Origin of the sequence: Sphingobacterium sp. JB170 (assembly GCF_900163865.1) — a bacterium.
GTDB lineage: Bacteria > Bacteroidota > Bacteroidia > Sphingobacteriales > Sphingobacteriaceae > Sphingobacterium.
The window spans coordinates 25,176-51,243 of sequence record NZ_FUKU01000040.1 but is presented as its reverse complement, the minus strand read 5'-3'; the positions used below and the strand labels follow the sequence as shown (position 1 = coordinate 51,243).

The following is a 26,068-nucleotide window of genomic DNA, read 5'->3' as shown; positions in this document are numbered from 1 at the left end:
GGGCATCAAGTGCGATCACCAGATCCCGGAGACTTTCACGGTTGGAAAGCTGTCCAAACATCAACGCAAGCAACTGGTTCCAGCAGGTGAAATGTTTCACGTACTTGTCGCCGTTATACTTGGCTACGATACGATTGAACTTACTGCGGTTGAGAAACGAGGCCAATTGGGCGAAAACATATTTATCTTGAAACATAGACTGTCAGGTTCATCTTAACACAAAGCTATGTTTTCAAGTCCGTTCGGTCTAAAAACCTCTGTAACTAACTATATTTCAAATATTTCAAAGAACAATTTCAGATTTTAATGGGACAGCAATGTTATCTAATTATAAAGTTATGAAATTTATTGGTATTGACATTTCAAAAAGCTCATTCGTGGTTGCTTACCCGGAATTAACTGGTTTTAAAACAGCAGAATTTGTCAACGATGTAAAAGGCATCAAGAAATTTATTTCCTCATTCTCCCACACAGAGTATCATTGCGTAATGGAGGCTACTGGAAACTACAGCACTCTTCTTCTTTACATGCTTTGCAAAGAGCAAATCGCAACCAGTTTGATTAATCCTAAACAGACTAAGCATTTTGCAAGAATGATGATGGCTACTATTAAGACCGATCGGGTGGATGCAAAGTTGATCGCTATGTATGGAGAAAAAATGAAACCTGAAATTTACAAAATGCCTACCGAAGATATTATTGTCTTAAAGCAAAAAAGGGTTGTTCTAAGACAATTAAAGAAGCAATTGACTGCATTAAAAAACCTAAAGGAATCATTTGACGCTTTACCGACGACTGATAGAAAAAGCTTGTCTGTTTTGTCTAAAACCACTACATTTCTAAAAAAACAGATTGCATTGGTTGAGGCTGATTTGTGCTCTATCGTTAAAGAATCATATCAAGCACAAATGAAATCCTTAACATCCATTCCAGGAATAGGGATAACAATAGCAAGTGCATTGATTATTACAACTGGAGGGTTCTCCCAGTTAGAAAATGCCAAACAGGTATCCCGCTACATCGGCCTCTGCCCAACTTACCAGCAATCAGGAACATCAATAAAAATCAGAGGTGCCATAAATAGAAATGGGGACTCTGAGATCCGTTCTTTGCTTTATATAGCATCTTGGTCTGCGATCCGCTACAACGAGCCCTGCAAGGAGTTTTATGAGCGATTAAAAGCCAAAGGGAAACCTTCAAAGCTAGCGCTTATCGCCGTAGCAAATAAGCTGTTGCGACAGGCTTTTGCCGTTTATAAATCTGGGGATGTTTACTGCAATGAGCACCTAGGGCAAGGTAGTCGGTACTCGGATAGGTCGCTCTCGCCGAAAGCTTTTTAGCCCTGAATGTAAAAATAATAGGACTTTTTATTTGCTTTTTAACATAGTTCGTGTCATCTCACTCCATTTAGGGTTCGTACTAAGAGGCTGTAAGCCTCGTGTGCGAACCCTAAATGGAGTTGCCGAAGGCTTTGATTCTATCTTCAAATTTAATGTGTAATTGTTGCATTGTCAAGCCCCAGTTGTGGATAGGCAAAAATATTACCAGTTTTCAACGTGGGACTCAAAGTAAAAACACTTTAAGATTTCTATATTTTACATAGCAAAGATAGTAAACATCTCGGGCTACTATGCAATACTGGTGAAATCCAAGCACAAATCTTCAATTTTTCACAAATGCCGCTTGTAGTAACCGTCTTAACATACAGTGTAGAACATTTTCAATCGTTGTATTCTTGGCACTCACAGGCTCAATACGCTATCGGAAGAATCTATTACCTTTTGCGATTTTATTTTATTTACTAATTATACTTATGCATGGAATTTTTTCGTTCTTTTTTGCAATATCAATGGCGCTTATTTTATTTTTACAGCCAACTAATGTTCCGCTCGAATTTAATTTTCTCCAGCTATGTCAAAAAAAATAAAATACATATTTTCATTATCTATTCTGATTTTACTATTTAGCGGCTTCCTTCTACTTCAAAATTACACACAGATTTCGCAACCGGTCGTCACACATATGAATATCAGTGGCGAAGCCGACAAATTTGGCGACAAAATCAATTTAGTTTATGCATTATTGGCAAATGCAGGTATTCTGGCATTTATACTATTCTTTATATGGAAGCCTCAATTTGCCAATTACCCCTTCGAAATTACAGAGACAACTCGAGAGCCCTCCTATCGAAAAATGCAATTGTTCCTCGCAGTACTTTGTATTATAACTTCAATTGCATTCAATTTCATGATTCTGAAAGCTATAAAAGAAACAAACCTCTTTCTTTATCTGATTTCTTTTATCATGTTCGTAACGATAATGATATTTCGGTTCAACAAAAATGATTTCAATTAAGAATTTTATAGAAAGTTCAGCTGATGTATCAAGGTACTTGACAAAAAAACACTGTTTCCCATGCTTTTTAAATCATTTGAACAATGAGATATTGTCATTACAGTTATATCCTGAAACGGAAGCATTCAACTTCTCTTTATGTGAAAAGGGGGGATAACTATAAATGATTAATTCAAAACTAAACAAAAGAATGTGGAACCTGGGTGGGATAAAAAAGTGAGAACTATTATATAGAGCATAGGTTCCACTCGCGAGAAAATTACCAAATCATTATATTAAAAGGGCTTTGACAGCCCTTTTTTATTGGATTAAAATTCAATAAAACCCTATGCAAACATTTAGTGATCAAAAGCTCCATTTTTTAGGCATCTCTGCACCTTCGTATTTAAAAAAAGAAATATGGCAATCACTCTGCACTACTCAGCAATTATGTCACCAGCCCTATTAGTATTTTGAAAAGTTACAATTCTCCTTAAGTTATTCCATCTTAACAATAGTGATATTTTTATGAAAATTGTCCGAAACATGTCCAAAAATAGAAAAAGCCACTGATAATCAGTGGCTTTTGTCGGGGTGGCAGGATTCGAACCTACGACCTCCACATCCCAAATGTGGCGCGATACCGGGCTACGCTACACCCCGATTCGGTATCATTTTTTTTGCGTGGGACAAATATACAGCGATATTTCCCATTTGCAAATATGTAGAGGAAAATAATTTATAACATACTGATTATTTGAATCATAATTTTAATGCACCCTGCGATATTCGCTTAATCAATTAATATCTGTTGTTACAGAACAACAATTCTCTGGCTGTAATCAAATTGTTATCATTTCGAAAGTTGAAAGTAACGCTGTTTCTTACTCTTTCGATTATTTCGGATTTTTTCTTTTTTATTTCCGATTACGATATCAATATGTAATTATTGACGCTATATTTGAATATTGTTTTTATTAAATCTAAATAAAAATAAAACATCTCTTCTCAATATAGTTGTCGTGGGCTCTCTACTCGCGGCAACTTTTTTGAATTCAAAAAACAAAACGCTAAATTGGTCGTTGTAAATAGACATAGGTATATGACAGATTTTAAATTTAACGTTGTTTAGTTCTTGCAGGAAGATACAGAAAATAATAGATTGACGGAAATAAACATAGGTAATACACCACTCCGCAAGTGCGCGCATCTTTCGGTGCGCTTTAACACCAACATTTACGTCAAAGAAGAGTTTTATAATCAAGGGAAATCGTCCAAGGATCGACCGGCCTTGTTCATGATTCAAGATGCGATAGCGAAGAACAAGATTACAAAGGGAGGTTATTTTGTGGAAGCGAGTAGTGGAAATACTGGATTAGGCGTCGTATTGATAGCGAAACAACTGGGATATAAAGCAAAAATATTTGTTTCAAAAAGCTGTTCAAACGAAAAAATAGAAGCATTAAAGACCGCTGGCGCATCAATCGAAATGTGTGAAAATTCTAATGGCTTACACGACTTTTATTCGACTCAATTCAGAGCACAGTCGTTCGCCGCAACGAATCCAAACTCCTATTTCACCAATCAGTACTACAACTCTCAAAATATACGGGCGCATTATAAAACGACCGGACCAGAGTTGTGGGAGCAAACAAATGAAAGCATAACACATTTTATTGCAGGAATTGGAACAGGTGGTACGATTTCTGGCGTAGGTCGGTACTTGAAAGAAAAAAATAAACATATTAAGATATGGGGGGTCGAACCCAATGGCTCTATCTTGCAGTATTTTCTGAAACATCGTCGTACGCCAGAAAACCCCGAGGCCTTTGACAGTATTGAAGGCATCGGTAGGAATTTTATACCCGGAGCATTCGACGCTGATTATGTGGATGAAATATTTCAAATAGGAAGTCGTGAAACAAAACACATAGCTTTAGAGTACTATGAACAAACGGATATTTTAGTTGGGTACTCGAGTGCCGCATTGATAGCATCGATAGAACAGCATCTTACGAAAATGAATTTTAAACCGACTGATCAAGTCGTATTGTTGTTTCCAGATCACGGCTCGCGTTACAAAAGTAAATTGTACAAAAAACTACTAAAAACTACTAATAACACAAAAAACACGTTCTAATTCTAAGCATGCAAACATACAATGATATCGCTATTCCTCTTTCCTGGCCCGATAAAACAGCTCGCGGAGACGAAGGTTGGATGGCTTTTTTTAAACGAATTGGAATAATCAAAAATTTAAATTTCAAGGTAGGGCACGCAGCCATTCTACTCGTGCAGCGCTCCTCCGGTTTAATAAAATACTATGATTTTGGGCGTTATATTGTTCCGCGTGGATACGGACGTGCACGCTCAAATGCATTTGATCCCAGATTAGTCATTAACACACGAGCAAAATTCTCGTCCGATGGCTCGATCACAAATATCGAGGATGTGCTCAAAGAACTAAAGAGCATAGAGGATGCTACGCATGGAGGTGGCCGTCTTTTATATAGTATCTGCCCGTCCATTTCATTCCTTAAAGGTGATGCTTACGCCGAGAAAATTGTTGCGGATGGACCGATATTATACGGGGCAATAGCGCCAAACAATAATAGTTGTTCGCGCTATGTTGCCCAGGTGCTAACCGAAGCAATGGAACCTGAGGATTCCCGCATTCGGAAAATACTATATCCTGAAAGCTTAAAAGCCAGCCCGACAAGCAATGTTGTAAATGCGGCCAACAAAGAAGGCGTGATGTGCTATCACGATACAACGCTTCACCCCATGCCGATGACTCGGCGTCAGTCGTTACTTTTTCAGTTTCGTCTGATCAAGGATAATTTCACAAAACAAGGTTCAAAAACTTTAGGGATCGACTCAAATTCTGGTTGGATTGATGCTCCCGGCTGCCCAAAACACATACCCAAAGACGCGCAGTGGCTCGGAGGAATCGGTGAAGGTGCGTGGTTCCACCTCCAGCATATTGGCCAAACTAATTACCTACTCCGGAAATATAACACGCAAGGGGAAATAGAATATACGACACCGGTATATTGCATTCAGCAATTAGATTTAACAAAACCTCATCAATTCACCTTCCACTTCACGCACAATAATTGTAGTATTGAACAAAACAACAATCTTCTCATATTCAAGAGCGATCCAGATCGCGATCAAAGCAATAGTGAAAAAGATTATAACATAAAAGCAATATCATAAAATCATGGAAGTAACACTTTTAAAAGCAAAAATTCATACCGTCAAAGTAACGGAAGCTAACGTAGCATACAATGGATCTATCACCATTGACGCAGATCTTCTGGACGCGGCGGGTATAAAAAAATACGAACAGGTATACATTAACAACGCAGTAAACGGAAGTCGAATCATGACCTATGTTCTTCCTGGCAAACGTGGAAGCGGTGAAGTATGTATGAACGGTGGTGCAGCATTGCACGCAAAACTCGGGGATACCGTACACATATTATCTTTTGTGACAATGTCCCCTGAAGAGGCTGAGAGCTATCAGCCGACACTCGTTTTTACCGAAGGAGAAAACCAAATAAAGTCCGTCGAAAAATATAACTATTAATATTCAATAAACGTCCGCATTCTGTGTTATAGAATAGAATGCTGACGTTTTTTACCCAGAAATACCCCTTGAAGGGTGCATGTAAAACAACGACTAGCAGGGATTAAGCCCGACCCTTTCCACAAAACTAGTCTTTGCTCCCAAGGCTGTTTATTCGTGGCTCAATCCCTATGTCAATTTTGCGTAAACCTTACCTTATAAAGATAAAAAACTGGTGCTTTTTGAATTACCTCATCGTTTTTCTAATAAGTGATGCCTAACTTTATACATTAGAGGAATGTAAACATGAATAAGGCAGATATACAAACAGTGGATGACATTAAAGTACTTGTAGATACTTTTTATGGCACAGTCCAGAAAGATCATCTTATCGGTCCCATTTTTAATGAAAAACTTGAGGGTCATTGGCCTGCGCATTTAGCGAAGATGTACACCTTTTGGCAAACGATCCTCCTTGATGAACATACCTATAACGGCAGACCGTTTCCTCCTCATGCACAACTTCCGATCGAAAAAGAACATTTTGAGCGGTGGCTATCCTTGTTTAACCAAACCGTGGACGCCCTCTACGAAGGTCCAACCGCATCAGAAGCTAAAAGTAGAGGAAGCAAGATGGCCGCGTTATTTCAAATCAAATTGGAACATATTAGAAAATCCCCCTTCCCCCCTCTAATATAAAGAAAGTAACACGTAAACCGTGTTGGGAAAAAATAGCATCACGAAAATAACGCACAAAAATTTCAGGATAATAAACTTTCGCGCTATTTTTGCATATGAGTAGACAACTCCCACGTCCGGCAAAACAAATTGATCTACATGCGGAAGCATTCCTCGATAATCCACAAGACTATAACTCCGATGAACTTCTGGGTGAAACTATTGTCTTTTTTCGAGAAATGCTCGATGGCGCAATTTATTGGGACTACAACGAAATACGATTCGTCCACGGTAAGGGTAAAGGCTTATTAAGACAACTGCTATACGAGGAGCTTCGGGAATATAAATTTAACGGGACGATCGCCAATTATCACCCCTCCTATAACAACCCCGACGTTGTCGTTGTAGTCATCGGCTTATAACTAAAATAGCATCGCTCGATCCCTACTATCACTCACAATATCCAACAGAAACTGCATTCGGTCATGCCAGTTCATACTATTCCACGCTAAGTACAACGTAGTTCGCTGCTCCAACATATCCAAGTCAATAAAATTAACATCAATATTGTACCCTCTTTTCAAGGAAGCTGGTACGATGGCAACGCCCAATCCCTGCTGCACAAGGTTGAAAATAGTTAACGCATTAACGGTGCGTAATGCGACCCGAGGCAGGAAATCTGCACTATGAAAAACACTCATTATCAAATCATAGTATGACTGACTATAATCCTTAGAAAACAAGATAAACTGCTCCAATTTAAAATCGGCTAACGTTTCAAAATTGCCTTGTTGTATAGGGTAGCTTTTGGGTACGACTAAACAAAAATGTTCGGTAAGAATCGGTATTGCCGATATTCCTTGCGGAAGGGCATTAGTGCGTACAAAACCAAAATCAATTTCTTCGCGCAGCAGCATTTCTATTTGTAAGAGATTGGATTGCTCTTGGATTTCCACCTCAATTGTAGGATGATCATGCTTGAGTGTGATCAATAATTCGGATAATACGATTTGCACGGCGGAGCCAATGAAACCGAATCGAAGCCGGGTGATTGGGAATTCTCCCAAAGTACGCACCCCACGCTCAATTTTAGTAATATGAAGAAACAATTCGTCTATCTCTTTCTTCAGGTATGTACCCGCGGCAGTAAGTTTTACAAAGCGCTTTCCTCTTTCTAAGAGGGGAACGCCATATATTTCTTCCATTTGTTTGATCTGCCGGCTGAGTCCCGGCTGGGAGATGAACAATCGTTGCGCAGCTTTCCCGAAATGAAGCTCCGAAGCTAAAACACGGAAATAGCGCAGATGACGAAGCTCTATTTGATAACCCATAGTTATTACTTAATGACACAAATAGTATTTATAATTATTAAAACTAACCATTAATTTTGAAAATAAGGTTTCGTCCTCGAAAAAGAACCGTTAAAAGAAAAGTATTATGAAAAAGACCTTCCAATACGGAATTGACCAGCTCACATGCAGCCTTGCACTTGAAATTATGCGCGGGGACCGAATGGGAATCCTTTCTGAAGAAACTAAATCAGGAATTGAACGCAGTTCGACTCACGTGCAACATATCGTCCAAACCCAACAAACGGTGTATGGCATAACAACCGGATTTGGCCCATTGTGTACAAGTATTATTAACGCAGAGGATACGCGTACGTTACAGGAAAACTTACTAAAAAGCCATGCTGTGGGCGTTGGAGAGCCTATCAGTAGCGACCTGTCCAAACTGATGCTCATCCTGAAAGTCCATGCCCTAGCAAAAGGTTTCTCGGGAATACAGTGGGATACAATCGAGCGGATCGTCTGGCATATTGACAACGACATTATCCCAGTAGTGCCCAAACAAGGATCGGTCGGCGCTTCAGGGGATTTGGCTCCCCTTTCTCATTTGTTTCTTCCTTTGATCGCCTATGGGGAAGTATGGGTGAATTCGAAACGATGTGCCGCTGCGCCGATATTAAATTCGCACGGCTTGCCGCCGATCAAGCTTGGCGCTAAAGAGGGGCTCGCTTTAATAAATGGAACGCAATTCATGGCGGCACACGCTGTAATGGCGGTCGTTCAAATGCAAAATCTCTTGCAGAATGCGGACCTTATAGCATCACTCATGTTAGAAGGGCTGAACGGTTCCATCAAACCTTTCTTTGGGGAGCTTCATGCGTTGCGCCCACACCCGGGTAACCAATACGTCGCAAGCACAGTTTATAATTTATTGCACGATTCTCAAATCGTACAGTCCCACAAGAACTGCTCACGGGTACAAGATCCCTATTCTTTACGGTGTATTCCACAAATACACGGGGCATCGCGAAGCGCATGGCTCCAGCTAAAACAAACAACCGAAATTGAGATAAATTCCGTCACCGACAATCCTGTAATCATCGACCGCGAACTAATCATCAGCGGCGGAAGCTTCCATGGTCAACCTATCGCTTTGCCGATGGATTATGCATTACTTGCCGTTTCGGAACTCGGTAATGTCTCAGACAGGCGTGTTTACCTCTCGCTTGAAGGTGATACCCCAGGGGTTCCCAAACTGCTACTCACCGCGACTGGACTTAATTCCGGCTTTATGATTCTGCAGTATACCACAGCAGCACTCGCAAGTGAAAATAAGAACTTTTGCTTTGCTGCAAGTGCCGACAGTATACCGACCTCTCTAGGGCAAGAGGACCACGTAAGTATGGGATCCATTAGCGGACGAAAACTCCTACAGGTAATCGAAAACGTAAGTCATATTTTGAGTATTGAATTGATATGCGCGGCACAGGCGTTCGACTTCCATCGGCCGCTTCGTTCAACACCTATTATCGAAGCTATCCACCAGGCGGTACGGCAGCACATCCCGCATATTGAAGCCGATCAACCAATGACCGACATTTTAGCATCTTCGCAAAAGCTTGTTGCTTCCGGAGAATTGGTCGGTCGGGCTACACAAGTGGCACAAGATTATAATGTTCCCTATCTAGGGGAGCAAGCTCATCTTTTTAATCAATTTTAACATGAACAAGAAACTCATCGGTCCTTTCTCGCAATTACTTCCCATGGTGGACCTACCTCTGAAAGGCCCAATAAAAGACAGCCAGCTAAAGGTCCAACATGCCGCGGGGATTGTCGTGGAGGCGGAGAAAATCCTTGCCGTTGGCGATTACCATGAACTTCAACAGCAGTACCAGGGGGAGGTGGAACAGGTCGACATTGGCCTAAATAGCGTTTGTTTACCCGGATATGTCGATTGCCACACCCATATTGCTTTTGCCGGAAGCCGGGCCCATGATTTTGCGCTCCGAAACAGTGGTGCTAGTTATCTGGAAATCGCAGCTAGTGCTGGCGGAATATGGAGCACGGTTCAGGATACGCGGAATTGTGATTTTATGAACCTTATTGCCCAGATCAGTACGCGCGCGAGGCAGCTTGTAATGCAGGGCGTCACGACAATAGAAGTTAAGAGTGGTTACGGATTAGAAATAGAGCAAGAATTAAAGATTTTACGGGCCATACAGCAGGCTAACCAAGAACTTCCTATCGCGCTTGTTGCTACTTGCTTGGCGGCGCATATGAAACCTCGAGATTATAATGGATCGGCGAGCGCGTACCTTCAATATATTGAAGAATACCTTTACCCCATCCTAATTCGTGAAGGTCTCAGCAACCGGATTGATGCCTTTGTAGAGCAAAGTGCCTTTTCTGTAGACGAGATCCGCCCCTATCTACAAAGTGCGAAAGATATGGGCTTTGATATCACCGTACATGCTGACCAATTTACGAGCGGCGGGGCTAAGCTCGCTTGCGAGCTCGGTGCTATAAGTGCCGACCACCTGGAAGCGACGAGCCAAAAAGATATTGATTTACTAGGCGCATCGGAAACCGTTGCTGTCGCGCTGCCAGGTGCATCACTCGGGCTGGGGATGAACTTTACCCCGTGCCGTAAGCTACTCGATGCTGGAGCGGCTCTCGCAATTGCGACAGATTGGAACCCCGGCTCTGCCCCAATGGGACAGTTAATGGCGCAAGCTGCCATACTCGCCAGCGCCCAAAAACTGAGTAACGCTGAACTGTTTGCCGGCATCACTTTTCGGGCAGCAAAAGCGTTGAATTTAACCGACCGCGGGTCCTTAGCACCAGGCAACCGGGCTGATTTTATTATTTATCAAACAGACAGCTACCAAAATATCCCTTACCATCAGGGTACCATATTGCCCCAACTAGTATGGGCGAACGGACAACTCGTGTACCAAACAAAATAAAGGAGAATGAATATGACTTTTCAAGAAGAAATCCTGCAGGGAATACCACATCATTTACCCCAAAAACAAACGTTCGATAATTCCATAAGCCATGCCCCAGTTCGAAAAGACATACTCGGTACCGCTGAAAAGAAACTGGCCCTGAGGAATGCTTTACGCTACTTTCCAGAAGCCTGGCATCAAGTGTTAGCACCAGAGTTTTTACAGGAGCTAAAAACATATGGACGGATTTATATGTACCGATTCCGGCCGAAGTATCCTATGCACGCTCGAGCAATACAAGCGTATCCTGCAAAGTGTCAACAAGCGGCAGCTATTATGTTGATGATACAAAACAATCTCGATCCGGCGGTCGCCCAACACCCGCACGAACTTATCACGTATGGCGGTAACGGTGCTGTATTCCAAAACTGGGCACAATACCTCTGTACGATGCAGTTTTTAGCCCAAATGACGTCGGAGCAAACCCTGCATATGTACAGCGGTCACCCTATGGGGCTTTTCCCTTCCTCCAAAGACGCGCCGCGTGTGGTGATCAGCAATGGGATGATGATCCCCAATTATAGCAAACCTGATGATTGGGAGAAATATAATGCTTTAGGCGTCACCCAATACGGGCAAATGACTGCAGGATCATACATGTATATTGGTCCGCAAGGGATTGTTCATGGAACCACGCTCACGGTAATAAACGCTTTTCGGAAACAATATCCACAGTGGGACACAATCGCTGGTAAGGTGTTTTTAACTTCCGGACTGGGCGGAATGAGCGGTGCCCAGCCAAAAGCAGGCAATATTGCCGGATGCCTCACTGTATGCGCTGAGGTCAATGCTCATGCGGCACAAAAACGTCACAGCCAGGGATGGGTCGACATCATCATCAGTAACCTTGGCGAGCTTGTCAACACCGTGAAACAAGCCATATCGCAGCAGAAAGTCTGCTCGATCGCTTTTATAGGAAACGTGGTCGATGTTTGGGAAGCATTCTACCAGGAAGATATTTACGTAGCTATCGGATCCGATCAAACTTCGTTGCATAATCCCTATGCTGGAGGATATTATCCTGCAGGCATGAGCTTTGAAGAGGCAAACCGATTAATAACAGATGATCCTGCTGCATTTAAAGTTGCAGTTCAGCGTTCACTCGTTCGCCATGCCCGGGCAATTGAAAAACATGTCGCACTTGGAACCTACTTCTTCGACTATGGTAACGCTTTTCTGTTAGCATGTTCCCACGCGGGCGCCCCTGTAATGGCTCACGGCGAAAAAGACTTCCGGTATGCTTCCTATGTACAGGACATCATGGGCCCGATTTGTTTCGATTATGGCTTTGGACCCTTCCGCTGGGTATGTTGCTCGGGAGACACCGAAGATCTAAAGCATACCGATCGGCTCGCCCTACAAGTTATGCGCGAACTGCTCGAGCAGGCGTACCCAGAAATTACACAGCAGTTGACCGATAATATTCTGTGGATCGAAAAAGCAGCCGAGAATAAACTTGTTGTCGGCTCGCAAGCACGCATACTCTACGCCGATGCGCTCGGTAGAATACGGATTGCCAAAGCCTTTAACAAGGCCGTCCGCGAAGGAACCCTTAAAGCACCCATAGTCATAGGGAGGGATCACCACGACGTCAGTGGGACGGACTCGCCGTACCGCGAAACAAGTAACGTCTACGATGGCAGCAAGTATACCGCAGATATGGCAATACACAATGTGATCGGGGATAGTTTTCGTGGTGCCACCTGGGTATCCATCCATAATGGTGGCGGTGTCGGTTGGGGGGAGGTTATTAATGGTGGATTCGGATTGCTGCTCGATGGAAGTGCGGACACGGACCATAAATTGGAAAACATGCTCTTTTATGATGTAAACAACGGGATTGCTAGACGCGCTTGGGCGGGCAGCGCGCATGCACAAAGAGCATTGACCGCCGAGCTGCAACGCAGCCCTTCATTTCTAGTCACCCACGCAGAAATAGCCGATACTGCGCTAATCGATCAACTATTTGCTAAACAACCGGAATAACCATGGAATTGAACAACTACGAAGTAACCGCATTCGATACGCATGCCATGCGTATCGACGGAGACGACTCACGCGAAAATCGCTGGCATCAAATTATAAGAATTGTCGACTTGCGTAAAGATCCTGTACTTAAAAACGGCATTGTTCTGCTGGGCTTCGCTGTCGAGGAAGGTGTACGACGAAACCATGGACGTCCCGGCGCCAGCACAGGGCCGGCATGCCTACGTGATGTGCTTATCAACCTTCCTGCAGGCGAGATAACGAAAGGTGCTTTAATCGACGCGGGAACAATACGGTGCGCTGCAGGAGATCTAGAACAATCCCAGCAGCAGCTGGCACGTTGCGTCGCATATATCATTAGTAATGGGGGCTTTCCTATCGTGTTAGGTGGGGGGCATGAGATTAGCTATGGTCACTTCCAAGGGGTAAAAAAAGTGCGTGATGGAAAGACAGGCATCATTAACTTCGATGCTCACTTTGACCTCAGGACCCCAAAACCGGCGGGGAACTCGGGCACGAGTTTCTATCAAATTGCGATGGATGAACAGCGTACTGGCGGTTCGTATCATTATCTGGCGATAGGAATACAATCTATCAGTAACACGCAGCTGCTTTTCGATCGGGCACAAACGTTGAACGTTCGCTGGATCAGTCGCGATAAGTTTCATCCTATGTATGCCACTAAAAATGACGAGGTATTGAAGCGTTTTCTAGCGGAAATCGACCACCTTTACCTGACCGTAGATATGGATGTATTTGCCGCAGCTTTCGCGCCGGGCGTCAGCGCGCCCGCATTTAACGGCATAATTCCAGACGCATACTTTCTAGCCGTGTTTGATGCGCTAATCAATTCGAAAAAATTAGTAAGCATGGATTTGGCGGAATTTAATCCCGCTTTCGATAGGGACAAGTGTACGGCGCGCTTTGCGGCGGAACTTATATTCCGAGCGGTGCAGTCCAAGCATAAGCAAATTAAAACAGGTCTTTAAAAACCTAGCGCGTAACGTGGTGCTACGCGCTGGTCTTTTAATTTATTTCGCTGGAGTGATAACCAGTTTTCTAAATTCAACACCGGTATGGTCACCTTGTAAATAGATCGGTCCGGGTTCACCCTCATTGCTGTCGAGCGCGCCCCCTGTAATTCCAGGAATCTCCTGTTCACTGATAATGGTCTTCCCGTTGGCAACAATTGTTACGAGACGTCCACGAAGGGTGATCTCGTAGGTATTCCATTCTCCAGGCCCATTTGTTGCAAGCTGGTTTGGCGATAAAAAACCATAAACGCCACCAAAGTACAACGATCCGGGATGTCTATCCTTGGGTGAATCTTCAATCTGCACTTCATAACGGCCGCGTAAATAAATACCTGCATTACCACCTTCAGCATAACGAAACTCTGCCGTTAATTTAAAATCTTCGTAGGTCTGTTCGGATATCAAATTGGCACCAGCTTCTGTATTGATTAGGATACCGTCCTTGACTATCCATTTATTATTTTCGTCGGATGATGGTTTCCAGCCTTTCAAATCCGTTCCGTTGAATAATACGACCGGCGTTCCCCATTCGGCATCCCCGGTACGGTTTAGGTAGGGCGCTTTCACTCCCGTAAAATTGAAGGTCTCTCCTTTGTTCGAGGTGATTGTTCCTTTTAAATCACTCCCGGCGAGCTCGCCATCGATTTTGAAGTCACCTTCGCCGCCTTCCCATTGTGGTGGAATAGCAAACGAAAATTTACCTTCTTTAAGCACGATATGTGAAACTGGACGGCTACTTCCTGCTTCGCTTACAAATGCCCCGACAAGGGTATTATATCCAGAAACTTTAATCTCTAACCAAGATGGTGCTTTCTTCTCGCCTTTATCGACAGTCAGGTCCCAACGGCCAACTAAACCTTCGGCCTCTTTAGGCACTTCTAGCGACGCGGGATTATGAAGTTCTTCTTCTTGTCCAACTACTTCTGTTTTCGTTTCCGACTCCGTCGAGGCTCCGCCACAGGAAGCCAAACTGCCTATAAGTAGGCAGGCTATCGTGCTGTAACCAGCATATTTTTTTAACATCTTTAAATGGTTAAGGTATTACAAAACTCTAAACTAGAAAAAATATTATTAAAATTATCATCCTTCAAGAGTTCGGGAAAAGAATTATCGACCGAAGATCGAAACGACAGACTTATTTCCATGGATAAGTAGAGGTATCATACCTCCGGTTATTCCTGTTTCCTTTTCCATTATTACCCTTGTATTTCTTACTTTTTTTCCATTTTTTTTTCTGCTGGCCAGGTGCATATTGTTTTGCCGATTTATTACCGTGAATTTTCTTTGCATGCCCCGGCGGAATTCGCCCATGTCTGTGATACGAACCATATGACGAGCATGCAGACATGCCTATCACCAAAATCGCCATCAACACAAAACCTATTAATTTTTTCATATCTCTTTCTTTATCGCGTTATTGGCAAAATTTGGGCCAAAAGCTATTTAACAGCATGATAACCACAAAGTCCGCACGCATTTATGTCACAAACAAACGTAAACAACTAGTGTTAAACTAGTTATAATAAACTAAAGGTAGCGAACTGACGAAAAAAAAGCAAATGCTAATTCCCAGATTCCGGCTTCAGGTGTGACTTGTAAGCGCGACCTTTGCAAATTAGCGTGTAAAATAAGGAGACGTAACTCAAATTCAGGGTCCTCTTGAAACGTAATCCGCGATCAATAAACAAATTAATAATTATCCCACTCGGGCGGCCTTACCCCCAGCAAATGGCGTACGAAGAAGTCGCGACGTTTATTTTCACCAAAGGTTCCTCCCGAGGAGTGCCCCATCCCGGGAACCACAATCAGCTCGTGGTCCTTTCCCGCTTTTATTAAGGCATTAGTGAACTGAAAGGTCGACGAGGGATCGACATTATCGTCAATCTCACCTACAATTAGCATAAGTTTCCCTTGCAAGTTCGCCGCATTTTCAATATTTGAACACGCCGCATATTCAGGCCCTACGGGCCAGCCCATCCACTGCTCATTCCACCATATTTTATCCATACGATTATCATGACAACCGCAAGAGGACACCGCAACCTTATAGAATTCAGGGTGAAATAGCAATGCGCCAGCGGAACTCTGTCCACCCGCTGAGGTGCCGTATATACCTACTCTTGTGGTATCCATGTAAGTATATTTTTCAGCGGCTGCCTTTATCCATAGTATCCGATCAGCAAAACCAGCATCTTTAAGATTTTTCCAGCAAACATCTTGAAACCGCTTGGACCGATTGGAAGTTCCCATGCCGTCAATTTGCACCACAATGAATCCCAGTTCAGCGAGCTCCTGCATTCCGTTAGGGTTTATTGCAAAAGATTTTGGAACAAAGGAGCTGTGCGGACCAGCATAAATATACTCAACGATGGGGTAGCTTTTATTTTCTTGAAAGTTTGATGGTCGAACAATTATTCCCCAAATATCGGTCTGTCCATCTCGACCAGTAGCCGAGAAAGCCTCCGGGGTACGCAGCCCTAGTTGCTGCAATTCAGAATCGTCGGCGCTTTCCAGGCTCATAATCACAGTCCCTTGACGATCACGCAACACCGTACGTGGAACCGTATCTATTCGTGAATACATATCCATAAAATAGCTAAAATCCGGATTAAATGTCGCCGTATGATTTCCATCTTCATGGGTTAATGCGCGTAAATTATTCCCGTCGAAATCAATGCTATAATATTGGAGGAAATAAGGATCCTGTCCTCGCTCCCGGCCGCTCCCCTCAAAGATTATCTGTTTCTGCTGTTGATCGACATGCAGTACGCGCCGTACTACCCATTCACCTTTTGTAATTTGATTGATGATTTCGCCGGTCTGTCCATCGAGGCGGTAAAGATGATTCCACCCGTCGCGCTCGGAAGCCCAAATAATCTCCTTACCGTCCCGTAGGTCGAAGCGGTAACGCTTACCACTGTAATCGATAAAGGTATCGCTACGTTCAGTGATAATCGGTCGCACTTGTCCATTATTTGCCGCAAGTTCCATCACATTATACTGCTGATGCCCACGTTTATTATACTCAAAGCTTATCGCGCGACTGTCCTGGCGCCAAGCAATACGGCTGATCGAAAATTGATTCTCTAGTTCCTGAACACGCGTAATAAACAGCGTGTCGAGTTCGAGGTTATATATTACTGGGTAATATTGCGTTAGTGAATCACCGGGTTTTGGATAGTCCCGAGTATGCAACTTCGGCTGTAGCTGCTCGCTAGGAGATGACTCGACCAAGGTCAGCTGACGTACGGCGGCAGGGTGAACCTTACTGCTTGCAATTTTTTTATTATCCGGGGACCAGTGGATTTGTGCAGAATAATATTCTGTTGGTCTACCGTCAAAGGTTAATTGCTTGATAGTGGTCGTGTCATTTGTCGGACGAATGAATATATTGCTGTCCTTGATAAAAGCAGTCCATTTCCCATCTGGCGAGGGAATACCCTCGCCCTCACGATTCGGAGGAACCCATCCCCAATAAGTGGACCGATCTTCGCGCGCTATTGCGTATTTTTGAACTAGTCTTTTATGCTCCCAGTCCCAAGTCCAGGCATAACCTTGATGTTCAAATTCCAACCTTCGCCCAGAAAGCTTAATCTTCGCCCGATCCAGTGCATCCTCTCCAATCGAATGTCCAAGCTTATTTTGCAAAGAACCTAACAGTTCTTTCAATGTAAATATTTCTTTTTTAGTGCGCTGCGCGATATTTACTAGTATAAATACGCGTCCTTTCGGCGTCTGCTTTTCATACCACAATTCTTTGCCATCCAAACTCCATCCGCTTGCAATGGGAGCGTCGTACAGTTTTCCTTCAACAGCGCCCTTAAGTTGTTTTGCGCGCCTGTAATCCGAAACCGTACCTTGCGCCGAGCAGGGTAGTATATAAAACACTGTTAGCACCAAACAACATAAAATTCTAAATATCATATAGTCAATAATTCTTTGTGTTACACGGTCAATTCCAATCCCCCGAATGGTAAAAATAGGATTGTTAAACGAATGAGCGATACAAGGAAAATAGTGTTCATCGAAATATAAATGGCAGGTAAGGATAGCAAACCCATAATATTATTAAATGTTTTCAAAACTATCGCCTATTCCTGATATGTGCTAATCGAGTTTTAATCAAAACTCACCGCATTTTAACAAAAGTGTTTACAGTACGGTGTTTCTATATCGCGCCAAATATTCCTTGGGTGAGTATCCGGTGATCGTCCGAAATACGCGATTAAAATTTGTTATACTATTAAATCCTGAGTTGTAGGCCACAAGTCCAATACTCTCATAGCGCTGTGCTGTTATCAACGTACAGGCTTCTTGAATGCGAAGCTCGTTGAGGTAACTAACGAAAGTAAGTCCAGTGTGCTTTTTAAAATATCGACAAAACGCTTGGGGGGTAAGGTTGGCATGATCCGCTGCCTCTTCCAAGGTAAGGCTACGGCGAAAATTATCTTTTATAAACCTGCAAACATCGTTTATTCTTAAATAGCCTGATTCTTTGGCGAATACCCTCGCCACCGAAAGCGGTTTAAGCTCATCGGCCACCAAGCTAAGTTCCTTTAAAAGGACAAAGAAGCTCATCAACTGATTCATACTTTCAGCGTCCTTTAAGAGGGAAATGCGCCTTTTAATACGGCTCGTATAGGCATGCGGAACTTTAAACCCGTGGGAATTCTGTAAAATAAAGGAGAATATATCTCGCAACTCAGGCATATTTATCAAACTTGAAAGCCCGCCGTTTAAATTGAAAAATATGGAAACGCTTTCAACGTTCGTCGAATCCGTGGTGTTTTCATTCTTTTTGAATACATGTGGTTGGTTTGGTCCCAAGAGGAATATATCATTTTCCTGAAACGTGTGAAACCTATCCCAAAGGAAAAGTGTCCCCTCGCCTTTGACGATCCACATTAGTTGATACTCTTCGTGCTTATGAAAATAGGGATAAAAATTTGATAGTTTTTCCTCTTGTACGTACACACTTTTATCCTTCGGTGAGGGTACATTAAATTGAATCAATTTCATGACGAGTTTCTGTGAGCGATCTAAAAATACTGTATATGACTATACGCCTAGTGAAAGGAAAGTTACAAGATTAACTTAATATTAACAAACTACAGCCTCGTCTACTCCGAAAAAACGAGCTGCGTTGGTTGACACACAGCATGTTTAATTTCGCTATCGTCCTATTTTGCAATAGAATATTGCTCCATGAAGGTTTTCCATTCACTGGCTGTGAATAAGAATGGAAAAACCGTGAGTAACTTTTCATGTAGAATAGTAATACACTTATGGCCCCACCGGTTAATTTACGCTCCATAAATACCAATATCCGGTAACAATATGATGCGTCCAAGTATTATTTTTGGAACACCGTTCAGCAAATTTAATTTTTACGGATGCAGAGCTCATTTTAACTAAAACACAACTATTGATCGCTATATGTGTAGACTGATGAAATTCCCCTTAGCATTGCTTCTCTTGCAGATAGTATTCTGTAACGAGGGTTTTGCACAGAATCCATTTTGGGAGAAAATAAAAAATCAACCAATCACGCTTGACCTAGAATCAGGAATGGAAAACTATACACTCGAAAAATTAAAATTTAGTATCCTTAAGTCATCGCAAACCCTCAGCGCATTGAAACTGAAAGACGATACTGCTTTCGATTATACACCAGACGAACTTTTAGGATACCGCGCCCGTGATAATTTCTATCATCTTGGCGATATCAACCTGACTATACGTCCCCAGGGCGATTCCTCATGGTCCCGATTTTCTTCCGCACAAACACGGCGCAACATTAAGCCTCTTATGACCACCGGAAACATCTTGGCGGTAGCGGACATGGCACCAACCCTTAACGATATCCCACTTCAGGTGATCCGCAGCTGGGAACAAGATAATGGGGATCTCGTGTTACGATTTACAATCACCAACATCACACGGAAGGCTTACGAAATTGGAGCTCTGGGTATACCGATGATTTTCAACAACAACATGGACTGGAAGAGCCTAGATAGCGCACATGCAGACAACGTATTCTTCGACCCCTATATCGGAAAAGACGCGGGCTACCTACAAGTCAATAGGTTACACGGAAATGGCCCCAGCCTCCTTGTACTTCCTCAGGAAAATGCGGGTTTTGAGGCATACCGTCCCCTCAATGACGACCCAACACCACGCAGCATTACCTTCGAAGGATTTCACGAATGGTTAATACACAGTAAGGCTCTTACACAAACAGCGTGGAAGGGTGTCAAGCAATGGAATGACCCCACTTCCGAAGTTCTTGATCCGGGTGAGACGAAAAGTTATGCCCTTAAGCTGGTCTTAGCGCCCAGTATTCGGGAGATTGAAAAGGAACTTCTCACTCAGGGACAACCTGTAGCAATCGGTGCACCGGGCTACCTGATTCCACAAGACAATCCCGCGAAATTATTCATAAAATATACGCAGAAGGTAAAGCGTATCGATGTATACCCGACGGGTTCAGTAAGTGTAAAACAGCTAGGGTCTACATCGGGAAAATGGTTGAGTTACAAAGTGACGGGGAACAAATGGGGCCGTTCTAGATTAACAATCACGTACGAAGACGAACGAACGCAATCAATTCATTACAAAGTAATTAAATCTGAACAGCGGATCGTGGGAGATCTTGGCCATTTTCTCACCAATGAACAGTGGTATGATAACCCCAACGACGTATTCGGTCGGTCTCCGTCCGTTATCACCTATGATTACGAGACAAAATCACATGTTACGGAACATCAAAACGCATGGTTTGCAGGCCTTAGCGACGAAGCCGGCGCTGCAAGCTGGCTCGCAGCTATCATGAAACAGCTCGTCCAGCCCGATCCCCAGGAGATAAACAAGCTTAAAGAATTCGCTGCACAAACCATGTTTGGAAGAATTCAACATAAAGAAGGGCGCGATAAATTTGGTGTGGTCAAAAGCTTGTTCTATTACGAACCCGATTCGCTACCGACAGGTACCTATAGCGATTCTATAAACTATGAGACTTGGGGCGCATGGTCGAAAAAGGAGGCCAGCGATGTGGGCCGCTCCTACAATTACCCGCATGTCGCTGCCGCACATTGGGTCTTATATAGACTAGCCAGAAATTATAGCCAATTAGTTACCGAGGAAACTTGGCAAACATATTTAGAGCGTGCGTTTCAGACGGGTGTTGCTATGGTAGAAAAAGCCCCCCATTATGCGCAATTTGGGCAGATGGAAGGCAGTATCTTTCTATTCATCCTTATGGATCTAAAAAAAGAAGGGCTGCTCGATCAGGCCAGTAAGTTAGAAGGGTTGATGAAGGAGCGCGCCTTACACTGGAAAACATTAAACTACCCGTTTGGTAGCGAAATGCCCTGGGATTCCACGGGCCAAGAAGAGGTGTACCTCTGGTCACGCTACTTTGGTTTCGATCAAAAAGCAGCAGTAACTTTAAATGCTATTCTGGCCTATGTCCCTGCGATACCGCATTGGGGCTATAATGGCAGCGCTCGTCGGTATTGGGATTTTGTTTATGGTGGTAAGCTTGCCCGTATCGAAAGACAACTGCACCACTATGGTTCGGCTCTTAACGCCATCCCATTACTGACTGCGTATCGGGACAACCCCGCAGACTTCTACCTTCTACGTGTGGGGCATGCCGGAATGATGGGCGCACTTGCAAACGTTACTCAAGACGGTTTCGCTCCTGGGGCGTTCCACTCCTATCCCTCCACGCTCGCAAATGACGGGATCACCGGCGACTACGGTTCGGGGTTTTACGGGTATGCCGTGAACTCAGGAACCTATATCATTAAGCATCCCGAATTCGGGTGGTTAGCCTTCAGTGGAAACCTTTCAGAAACTGGCGGAAAGATTAGAGTAGATATAACCACTGCTTCCAGGGCACGCGTATTTCTGGCCGAGCAGCAACTATGGGTTACGCTCGATGCAGGTCAGTTGAAATCCTTAGAATATGATCCTGAAACCACAAAGGTGCGCCTTACGCTCAGCGCCTCTAAGGAAAGCTACGCCGAAAATACGCTTTTGAAAATTGGACAGAATAGTGGTTATAAAGTTAAAGGATACAAAAAAAATGCACAAGGATATTTCGTTATACCGAGCGAGGTCAAAAGCGTTTTGTTAGTTAAAAGCAACTAGGGAAAGTTTATCTCGTAGATTGTTTCAAAATCAGGGCAAATACATTAAAAATTCCTGCGTTAGCTTATCTTTTCAAGATCCGCTGCGGCCATATGCCTTTTTCTTCTGATGCAGACATTCTTGGGTTGATCATTATTGAGAATATTCATCGTTACATCCTTTTCAAAGGAGGAATTGCGGGCAGCAATCAATTTTTTTTCCCTAGCAGCATCTTCATAGAAATCAAACTCGAGTAAGCAGTGTACCCAATTTCTATCCCCGAATGACAACGAATGTGATGTTGATAAAATTGAACCCCAGCCTGCTTGCTCCCAATATAATAAAGAGTCGCTGTCCCTTTTTTGTTGCTTTGAAATGCCATTCGCTTTTTATTTTAGCCAGAACGTGTTAATTTTTCCATTTTTCGGGCTGTACTATATGCGCTATGTTTGTGCAGTATATCGTATTGTTTCTTTTCGCCCCCACCACGATGAATTTCCTTAAATGAAAACCTTTCACAAGCATTGAATAAGCATTTATATATCAGGTTTCGATACTTGTCTATTCTAATGATCAGTCTAAATACTAATCTTCGGTTGAGGAAGTATTTGCAAGGTTTCGTAAAAAAAAGCTACTACCTTTACTAGCTTACACCCGTTATTATTTTCCGCAACCGTATGAATCTCGCCTACCCTTTCTCCTCGAGCTAGTCCATGAACCAAGACGCCGTGGGGCATAAGGTTCTATAGTAGTACGAAACTTGAAGTAGCGCGCTTAATGAGGGTTGCAGCCTTAATTTTAAGCTAAACTAATCAAGACCGTAGTGCAGAAGATCAATATCTAAAAGAATTCCCGAACGCAATCCGTAGGATCCCTAGATATAAATCGCGCTCCGATCTGCACGAAGCGCGGTTTATAAACGTTATGACAGTTACTTTAAGGTAACATCAAGATAAACCGAGTGACGTCCGTAGGTATCGTAAAAAGGTTTAAATGCTACTCCATCGATTGTAAATTCTAATTTTCGCGGATCGCCCTTGATTGTTTTACTGATATTGCTCGCATCGAAAGTAACTTTACGCCATTCTTTTCGAGGTTCAGTTTCCTGCGCAGCTAGTAATATCGGTCCATAAAATAGGCTCGCTATATTTTGTTGATCCATAACGGGATCTAGATGAAATGCAAACGGTATGGTTAAATCGATACGATCGCCGTCGTTCCAATCGCGTTCTATTACGAGGTAACTTCCTGGCAGTGCTTGCAGCTCCTGCGGTTTTCCATTAATTTGCACGCTAGCACCTTTAGTCGCCCAGCCGGGTACACGCATATGTACAGCGAACCGGCCGCTCCCTTTAATCTTTAAACGTGTTTGATCACTCTTGGGATAGCTCGTTGACTGGGTTAGGATGATATTTCTCTCATCCCAATTTAAGGTTGAAGGAATGAACAAATTAACGTACAAATCATTATTATCCTTACTTTTAAAATAGATCGAATTTTGGAGCTTTGTACTGCTTTCAATCGCTGTGCCATTACAGCAGGTAAAACCTTTCATGTGCGGGTTCCCGAACTGCTTTATAGCTCCTGGCCGCAATGAAACGTGGTAAGTGTTGGCTGGGCTATCTTCCGCTACGGAGGCTAAGATATGGTTATACAAACCTCGTTCATAGTAATCCATTAGCTCGGCACGCGGCGTAAAAAGAAACAAATCACTCGTCAATTTTAACATATTATACGTCGCACATGTTTCATTTTGCCCTCCGGCGGAGAACCCATTCTCATACAGGGTTGCGGGTTGACTAATAAAGCATTCGGCATTTGCCGGGTTTCGTGCACCGGCAACCCCGCCGATGCTGTACATATAGTCGTTGACAGCTTTATACCAAAAATTGTCGGCAATTTTAAAATAATCCGGGTTCTTAGAAACACGGTACATCTCCATGCTACCGACGATCTGTGGAATGTGCTGATTAGCGTGCAATCCTCTGAATGTATCTACATTTTTAGCTAACCCGTGGGAATGCTCCGGATCACCGTAGAACATCTTAATATTATCAAATAACTGCGCGGTCTTCAGGTAGTCTGGATTCTTGGTGATATGATACAAGCGCGCCATGGATTCGTTCATCCCGCCAAATTCACCAGCGATGTACGTATTCCACATTTTAATTAGCGTTTCCTTGGGAAGCTTACTCAAACGCATATAAACCCATTCACTCATCCCTTCGGCCACCTCGAGTGCTTTCTTGTTACCACTCACTAGATAAACATCGATTAAACCTGCTAGGATTTTATGCAGCGTATAATAGGGCGCCCACACCTGATTGTTCTGTCCTCCATAGCTCGCGCCATTTTCCAACATGATAAATTGATCGGGAGGATAGGCACTGATATATCCTTTTCCCCAGTTCCAATAGTCGTTACGTATCCCTTTGTCGCTCAGGTCCGAATCATACTGTGTTTTATTCGGCCCGACAGGTACGGCGGTAGGATCTGAAACATGGTCCCCTCCAGCTACTTTTGCATGACCCGAAAGCTCGGACAGCTCGTATAATGTATTGACCATATACGTCATTTTTTGCGCAAAGTTTTCTTGCAAACGCTTATCGTATGCCGTGCTCGCATAGGACTGTGCTATCGCGGTAAGAAAATGGCCGGTAGCGTGACCTCGTAGCTTCGTATCTTGACTATCCCAAACCCCAAGCGGTGTCGCCCCTTCGGGCTGCTTCTGACCGAAAGCATGTCGAAACATATACAGGAACGAATTGGGATCGGTTTTCGCAAGGGTAGTAATAAATTTATCCCTATTTTCTATAAATTTAGTATCGTGGTTTTGATCATCGCTATTTAAAGAAACTTGGTTTAATGCGAAAATCTCCAATTTTTCACCGGGAGTAGTTTCATTTTTTAAATCTTTAACTCTTACCACAGCTTTTGGTTTCAAGTCTGTTCCGGGCACTCGTCCCGTGATTGTGTATTCACCCGCTTTTTGTACCGCATCATTATCTATATCTGCAGGCCATAATACCCGTACTTTTGGACCTACCATTCCCTTTTTATAGGATCCTTGCACAAAACTAGGCAACCGTGGAAGATCCCCTAATGCCGTTTCGACGCTCACATCCGATACCGCTGTGAGGTAAGTATTATAAAATTGTGCTTTGCTAAGCTCATAGCTCGGAAGATCATCCTCCACTTTGCCCATGCTTTGTTCATCTTCGCGCACCCCTTGTAGCGCGTTGTAATAAATACCTGCAACCTGCTTCTCGGTAAGTGGTACACGATAAATTCGAAAATCATGCACAAGGGCGTTTAAACTTGGGCTTTCAGCATCAAGGGACTTACCTATATATAGTCCGCTTGTTTGCTTCTCCCCTTTTTTAAACACCACAGCAAGTTCCTTTGGTATATCCTTCCCTTCCCCTACGTGTTTACCATCAAGATAGGTTGTAATTGATTTTGAGAAAATGTCGATAACAATCGCAACATGTACCCATTTATTTTGTGGTACTCCAGCAGAAATCGCTCCAGATGTCCGTGTGTTATTAGCCGTTATTAAAGCTTGAAATCCTTCTTGCTGAGCAGAACCCACTGGAGTCGCAAAGAAATGCTGATCATGATTCTGACCAAAATCAAAGAAATACTGTCCTTGTTGTGATGAGCGTAAAAATAACCATCCGGAGATACTTAATGATTCTAGATTTGTTAAAGTTCCTTCCGGTAAAACAACATATTCATTTGATCCTCCAGCAAGAGATAACACTTTACCAAATTTATCGTCTTGAATGAAGCTTGCTTTTGCCCCTCTAAATTCGGCATGCAAATTATTGCGCGACCAATCTTTAAAATTCCCATCAAAAACATAGCGCGCAATCATTCCCGTCTCCCCTATCCCATCTAAAATTTGATCGCCGCTCTGCGCTTGAACTACATTTACACCCTCAACCAGAAGCGTAACAAGCAGCACGATACGCGCAATCCTTTTATTTATTTTCATCTTTTCTTTTCAATAAGTATCTAAAAATTTTCCTCGTC

19 protein-coding genes and 1 tRNA gene are annotated in these 26,068 nt (G+C 43.2%); 12 read left to right on the top strand and 8 right to left on the bottom strand.

Annotated features, from left to right (window positions below):
- On the bottom strand, window positions 1–196 hold a 196-nt coding region (locus FM107_RS20240; RefSeq protein ID WP_143559482.1), incomplete at its 3' end, for a DUF4372 domain-containing protein.
- Window positions 197–338: 142 nt separating this feature from the next.
- On the opposite strand from FM107_RS20240, the gene FM107_RS11880 reads away from it, so the two are divergent.
- Both FM107_RS11880 and FM107_RS20235 read left to right on the top strand, forming a co-directional pair.
- Entirely contained in the window at window positions 339–1,340 is a 1,002-nt protein-coding gene (locus tag FM107_RS11880; RefSeq protein ID WP_218778969.1) for an IS110 family transposase, read from the top strand.
- A 571-nt stretch (window positions 1,341–1,911) separates the two neighbouring features.
- Window positions 1,912–2,355, top strand: a complete 444-nt coding sequence (locus FM107_RS20235) for a DUF1648 domain-containing protein (RefSeq protein WP_086948731.1) — start codon at window positions 1,912–1,914, stop codon at window positions 2,353–2,355.
- A 568-nt stretch (window positions 2,356–2,923) separates the two neighbouring features.
- On the opposite strand, the gene FM107_RS11865 is transcribed toward FM107_RS20235, so the two are convergent.
- Window positions 2,924–2,997, bottom strand: a tRNA-Pro gene (locus tag FM107_RS11865).
- A 472-nt stretch (window positions 2,998–3,469) separates the two neighbouring features.
- Between FM107_RS11865 and FM107_RS11860 the strand changes: the two genes are divergently transcribed.
- The 5 genes from FM107_RS11860 (at window position 3,470) to FM107_RS11840 (ending at window position 7,005) form a co-directional block, all read left to right on the top strand.
- Complete coding sequence (locus FM107_RS11860; RefSeq protein WP_086948729.1) at window positions 3,470–4,474, top strand: PLP-dependent cysteine synthase family protein; 1,005 nt, start codon at window positions 3,470–3,472, stop codon at window positions 4,472–4,474.
- 8 nt (window positions 4,475–4,482) lie between these two features.
- A complete protein-coding gene (locus FM107_RS11855; protein WP_086948728.1) occupies window positions 4,483–5,553 on the top strand; it encodes a DUF6695 family protein in 1,071 nt (356 codons plus the stop codon).
- A 4-nt stretch (window positions 5,554–5,557) separates the two neighbouring features.
- Entirely contained in the window at window positions 5,558–5,926 is a 369-nt protein-coding gene (gene panD / locus FM107_RS11850) for an aspartate 1-decarboxylase (protein ID WP_086948727.1), read from the top strand.
- A 285-nt stretch (window positions 5,927–6,211) separates the two neighbouring features.
- Window positions 6,212–6,604, top strand: a complete 393-nt coding sequence (locus FM107_RS11845) for a group III truncated hemoglobin (protein WP_086948726.1) — start codon at window positions 6,212–6,214, stop codon at window positions 6,602–6,604.
- Between the two features lie 95 nt (window positions 6,605–6,699).
- Complete coding sequence (locus FM107_RS11840; protein WP_086948725.1) at window positions 6,700–7,005, top strand: Smr/MutS family protein; 306 nt, start codon at window positions 6,700–6,702, stop codon at window positions 7,003–7,005.
- Here FM107_RS11840 and FM107_RS11835 read toward each other — a convergent pair whose 3' ends face one another.
- Window positions 7,006–7,914, bottom strand: a complete 909-nt coding sequence (locus tag FM107_RS11835) for a LysR family transcriptional regulator (protein WP_086948724.1) — start codon at window positions 7,912–7,914, stop codon at window positions 7,006–7,008. It abuts the gene before it with no gap.
- A gap of 106 nt (window positions 7,915–8,020) precedes the next feature.
- Between FM107_RS11835 and hutH the strand changes: the two genes are divergently transcribed.
- The 4 genes from hutH to hutG are packed head-to-tail and all read left to right on the top strand — an operon-like array spanning window position 8,021 to window position 13,855.
- Entirely contained in the window at window positions 8,021–9,592 is a 1,572-nt protein-coding gene (gene hutH / locus FM107_RS11830; RefSeq protein WP_179204469.1) for a histidine ammonia-lyase, read from the top strand.
- A gap of 1 nt (window position 9,593) precedes the next feature.
- On the top strand, window positions 9,594–10,838 hold the full coding sequence (gene hutI, locus FM107_RS11825; RefSeq protein ID WP_086948722.1) for an imidazolonepropionase: 1,245 nt from the start codon (window positions 9,594–9,596) through the stop codon (window positions 10,836–10,838).
- 6 nt (window positions 10,839–10,844) lie between these two features.
- Window positions 10,845–12,866, top strand: coding sequence for a urocanate hydratase (locus FM107_RS11820; RefSeq protein ID WP_256959490.1), 2,022 nt, complete (start codon window positions 10,845–10,847; stop codon window positions 12,864–12,866).
- 2 nt (window positions 12,867–12,868) lie between these two features.
- The gene (gene hutG, locus FM107_RS11815) at window positions 12,869–13,855 is read left to right on the top strand and encodes a formimidoylglutamase (protein ID WP_086948721.1); all 987 of its coding nucleotides are present in this window, start codon (window positions 12,869–12,871) and stop codon (window positions 13,853–13,855) included.
- A gap of 42 nt (window positions 13,856–13,897) precedes the next feature.
- Here the strand turns inward: hutG and FM107_RS11810 are convergent, their stop codons facing one another.
- The 4 genes from FM107_RS11810 to FM107_RS11795 form a co-directional block, all read right to left on the bottom strand.
- Window positions 13,898–14,923: a DUF1080 domain-containing protein gene (locus FM107_RS11810; protein ID WP_086948720.1), complete on the bottom strand. Its 1,026-nt coding sequence runs from the start codon at window positions 14,921–14,923 to the stop codon at window positions 13,898–13,900.
- Window positions 14,924–15,035: 112 nt separating this feature from the next.
- The gene (locus FM107_RS19700) at window positions 15,036–15,296 is read right to left on the bottom strand and encodes a hypothetical protein (RefSeq protein WP_086948719.1); all 261 of its coding nucleotides are present in this window, start codon (window positions 15,294–15,296) and stop codon (window positions 15,036–15,038) included.
- Between the two features lie 293 nt (window positions 15,297–15,589).
- On the bottom strand, window positions 15,590–17,824 hold the full coding sequence (locus FM107_RS11800; RefSeq protein ID WP_086948718.1) for a S9 family peptidase: 2,235 nt from the start codon (window positions 17,822–17,824) through the stop codon (window positions 15,590–15,592).
- Window positions 17,825–18,052: 228 nt separating this feature from the next.
- Window positions 18,053–18,919: an AraC family transcriptional regulator gene (locus FM107_RS11795; RefSeq protein WP_086948717.1), complete on the bottom strand. Its 867-nt coding sequence runs from the start codon at window positions 18,917–18,919 to the stop codon at window positions 18,053–18,055.
- A 429-nt stretch (window positions 18,920–19,348) separates the two neighbouring features.
- On the opposite strand from FM107_RS11795, the gene FM107_RS11790 reads away from it, so the two are divergent.
- A complete protein-coding gene (locus tag FM107_RS11790) occupies window positions 19,349–22,054 on the top strand; it encodes a DUF5695 domain-containing protein (protein WP_086948716.1) in 2,706 nt (901 codons plus the stop codon).
- A 910-nt stretch (window positions 22,055–22,964) separates the two neighbouring features.
- On the opposite strand, the gene FM107_RS11785 is transcribed toward FM107_RS11790, so the two are convergent.
- Complete coding sequence (locus tag FM107_RS11785) at window positions 22,965–26,030, bottom strand: beta-L-arabinofuranosidase domain-containing protein (RefSeq protein WP_086948715.1); 3,066 nt, start codon at window positions 26,028–26,030, stop codon at window positions 22,965–22,967.
- Window positions 26,031–26,068 lie beyond the last annotated feature (38 nt).

Excerpts from the sequence above, each read along its gene's own strand:
- FM107_RS20235 (WP_086948731.1), top strand. The coding sequence starts at position 1,912 with ATGTCAAAAAAAATAAAATACATATTTTCATTATCTATTCTGATTTTA.
- FM107_RS11880 (WP_218778969.1), top strand. The coding sequence starts at position 339 with ATGAAATTTATTGGTATTGACATTTCAAAAAGCTCATTCGTGGTTGCT.
- FM107_RS11785 (WP_086948715.1), bottom strand. The coding sequence starts at position 26,030 with ATGAAAATAAATAAAAGGATTGCGCGTATCGTGCTGCTTGTTACGCTT.
- panD (WP_086948727.1), top strand. The coding sequence starts at position 5,558 with ATGGAAGTAACACTTTTAAAAGCAAAAATTCATACCGTCAAAGTAACG.
- hutG (WP_086948721.1), top strand. The coding sequence starts at position 12,869 with ATGGAATTGAACAACTACGAAGTAACCGCATTCGATACGCATGCCATG.
- hutI (WP_086948722.1), top strand. The coding sequence starts at position 9,594 with ATGAACAAGAAACTCATCGGTCCTTTCTCGCAATTACTTCCCATGGTG.
- FM107_RS11855 (WP_086948728.1), top strand. The coding sequence starts at position 4,483 with ATGCAAACATACAATGATATCGCTATTCCTCTTTCCTGGCCCGATAAA.
- FM107_RS11790 (WP_086948716.1), top strand. The coding sequence starts at position 19,349 with ATGAAATTCCCCTTAGCATTGCTTCTCTTGCAGATAGTATTCTGTAAC.
- FM107_RS11835 (WP_086948724.1), bottom strand. The coding sequence starts at position 7,914 with ATGGGTTATCAAATAGAGCTTCGTCATCTGCGCTATTTCCGTGTTTTA.
- FM107_RS11810 (WP_086948720.1), bottom strand. The coding sequence starts at position 14,923 with ATGTTAAAAAAATATGCTGGTTACAGCACGATAGCCTGCCTACTTATA.
- FM107_RS11800 (WP_086948718.1), bottom strand. The coding sequence starts at position 17,824 with ATGATATTTAGAATTTTATGTTGTTTGGTGCTAACAGTGTTTTATATA.
- FM107_RS11820 (WP_256959490.1), top strand. The coding sequence starts at position 10,845 with ATGAATATGACTTTTCAAGAAGAAATCCTGCAGGGAATACCACATCAT.
- FM107_RS11795 (WP_086948717.1), bottom strand. The coding sequence starts at position 18,919 with ATGAAATTGATTCAATTTAATGTACCCTCACCGAAGGATAAAAGTGTG.
- FM107_RS11840 (WP_086948725.1), top strand. The coding sequence starts at position 6,700 with ATGAGTAGACAACTCCCACGTCCGGCAAAACAAATTGATCTACATGCG.
- FM107_RS19700 (WP_086948719.1), bottom strand. The coding sequence starts at position 15,296 with ATGAAAAAATTAATAGGTTTTGTGTTGATGGCGATTTTGGTGATAGGC.
- FM107_RS11845 (WP_086948726.1), top strand. The coding sequence starts at position 6,212 with ATGAATAAGGCAGATATACAAACAGTGGATGACATTAAAGTACTTGTA.
- hutH (WP_179204469.1), top strand. The coding sequence starts at position 8,021 with ATGAAAAAGACCTTCCAATACGGAATTGACCAGCTCACATGCAGCCTT.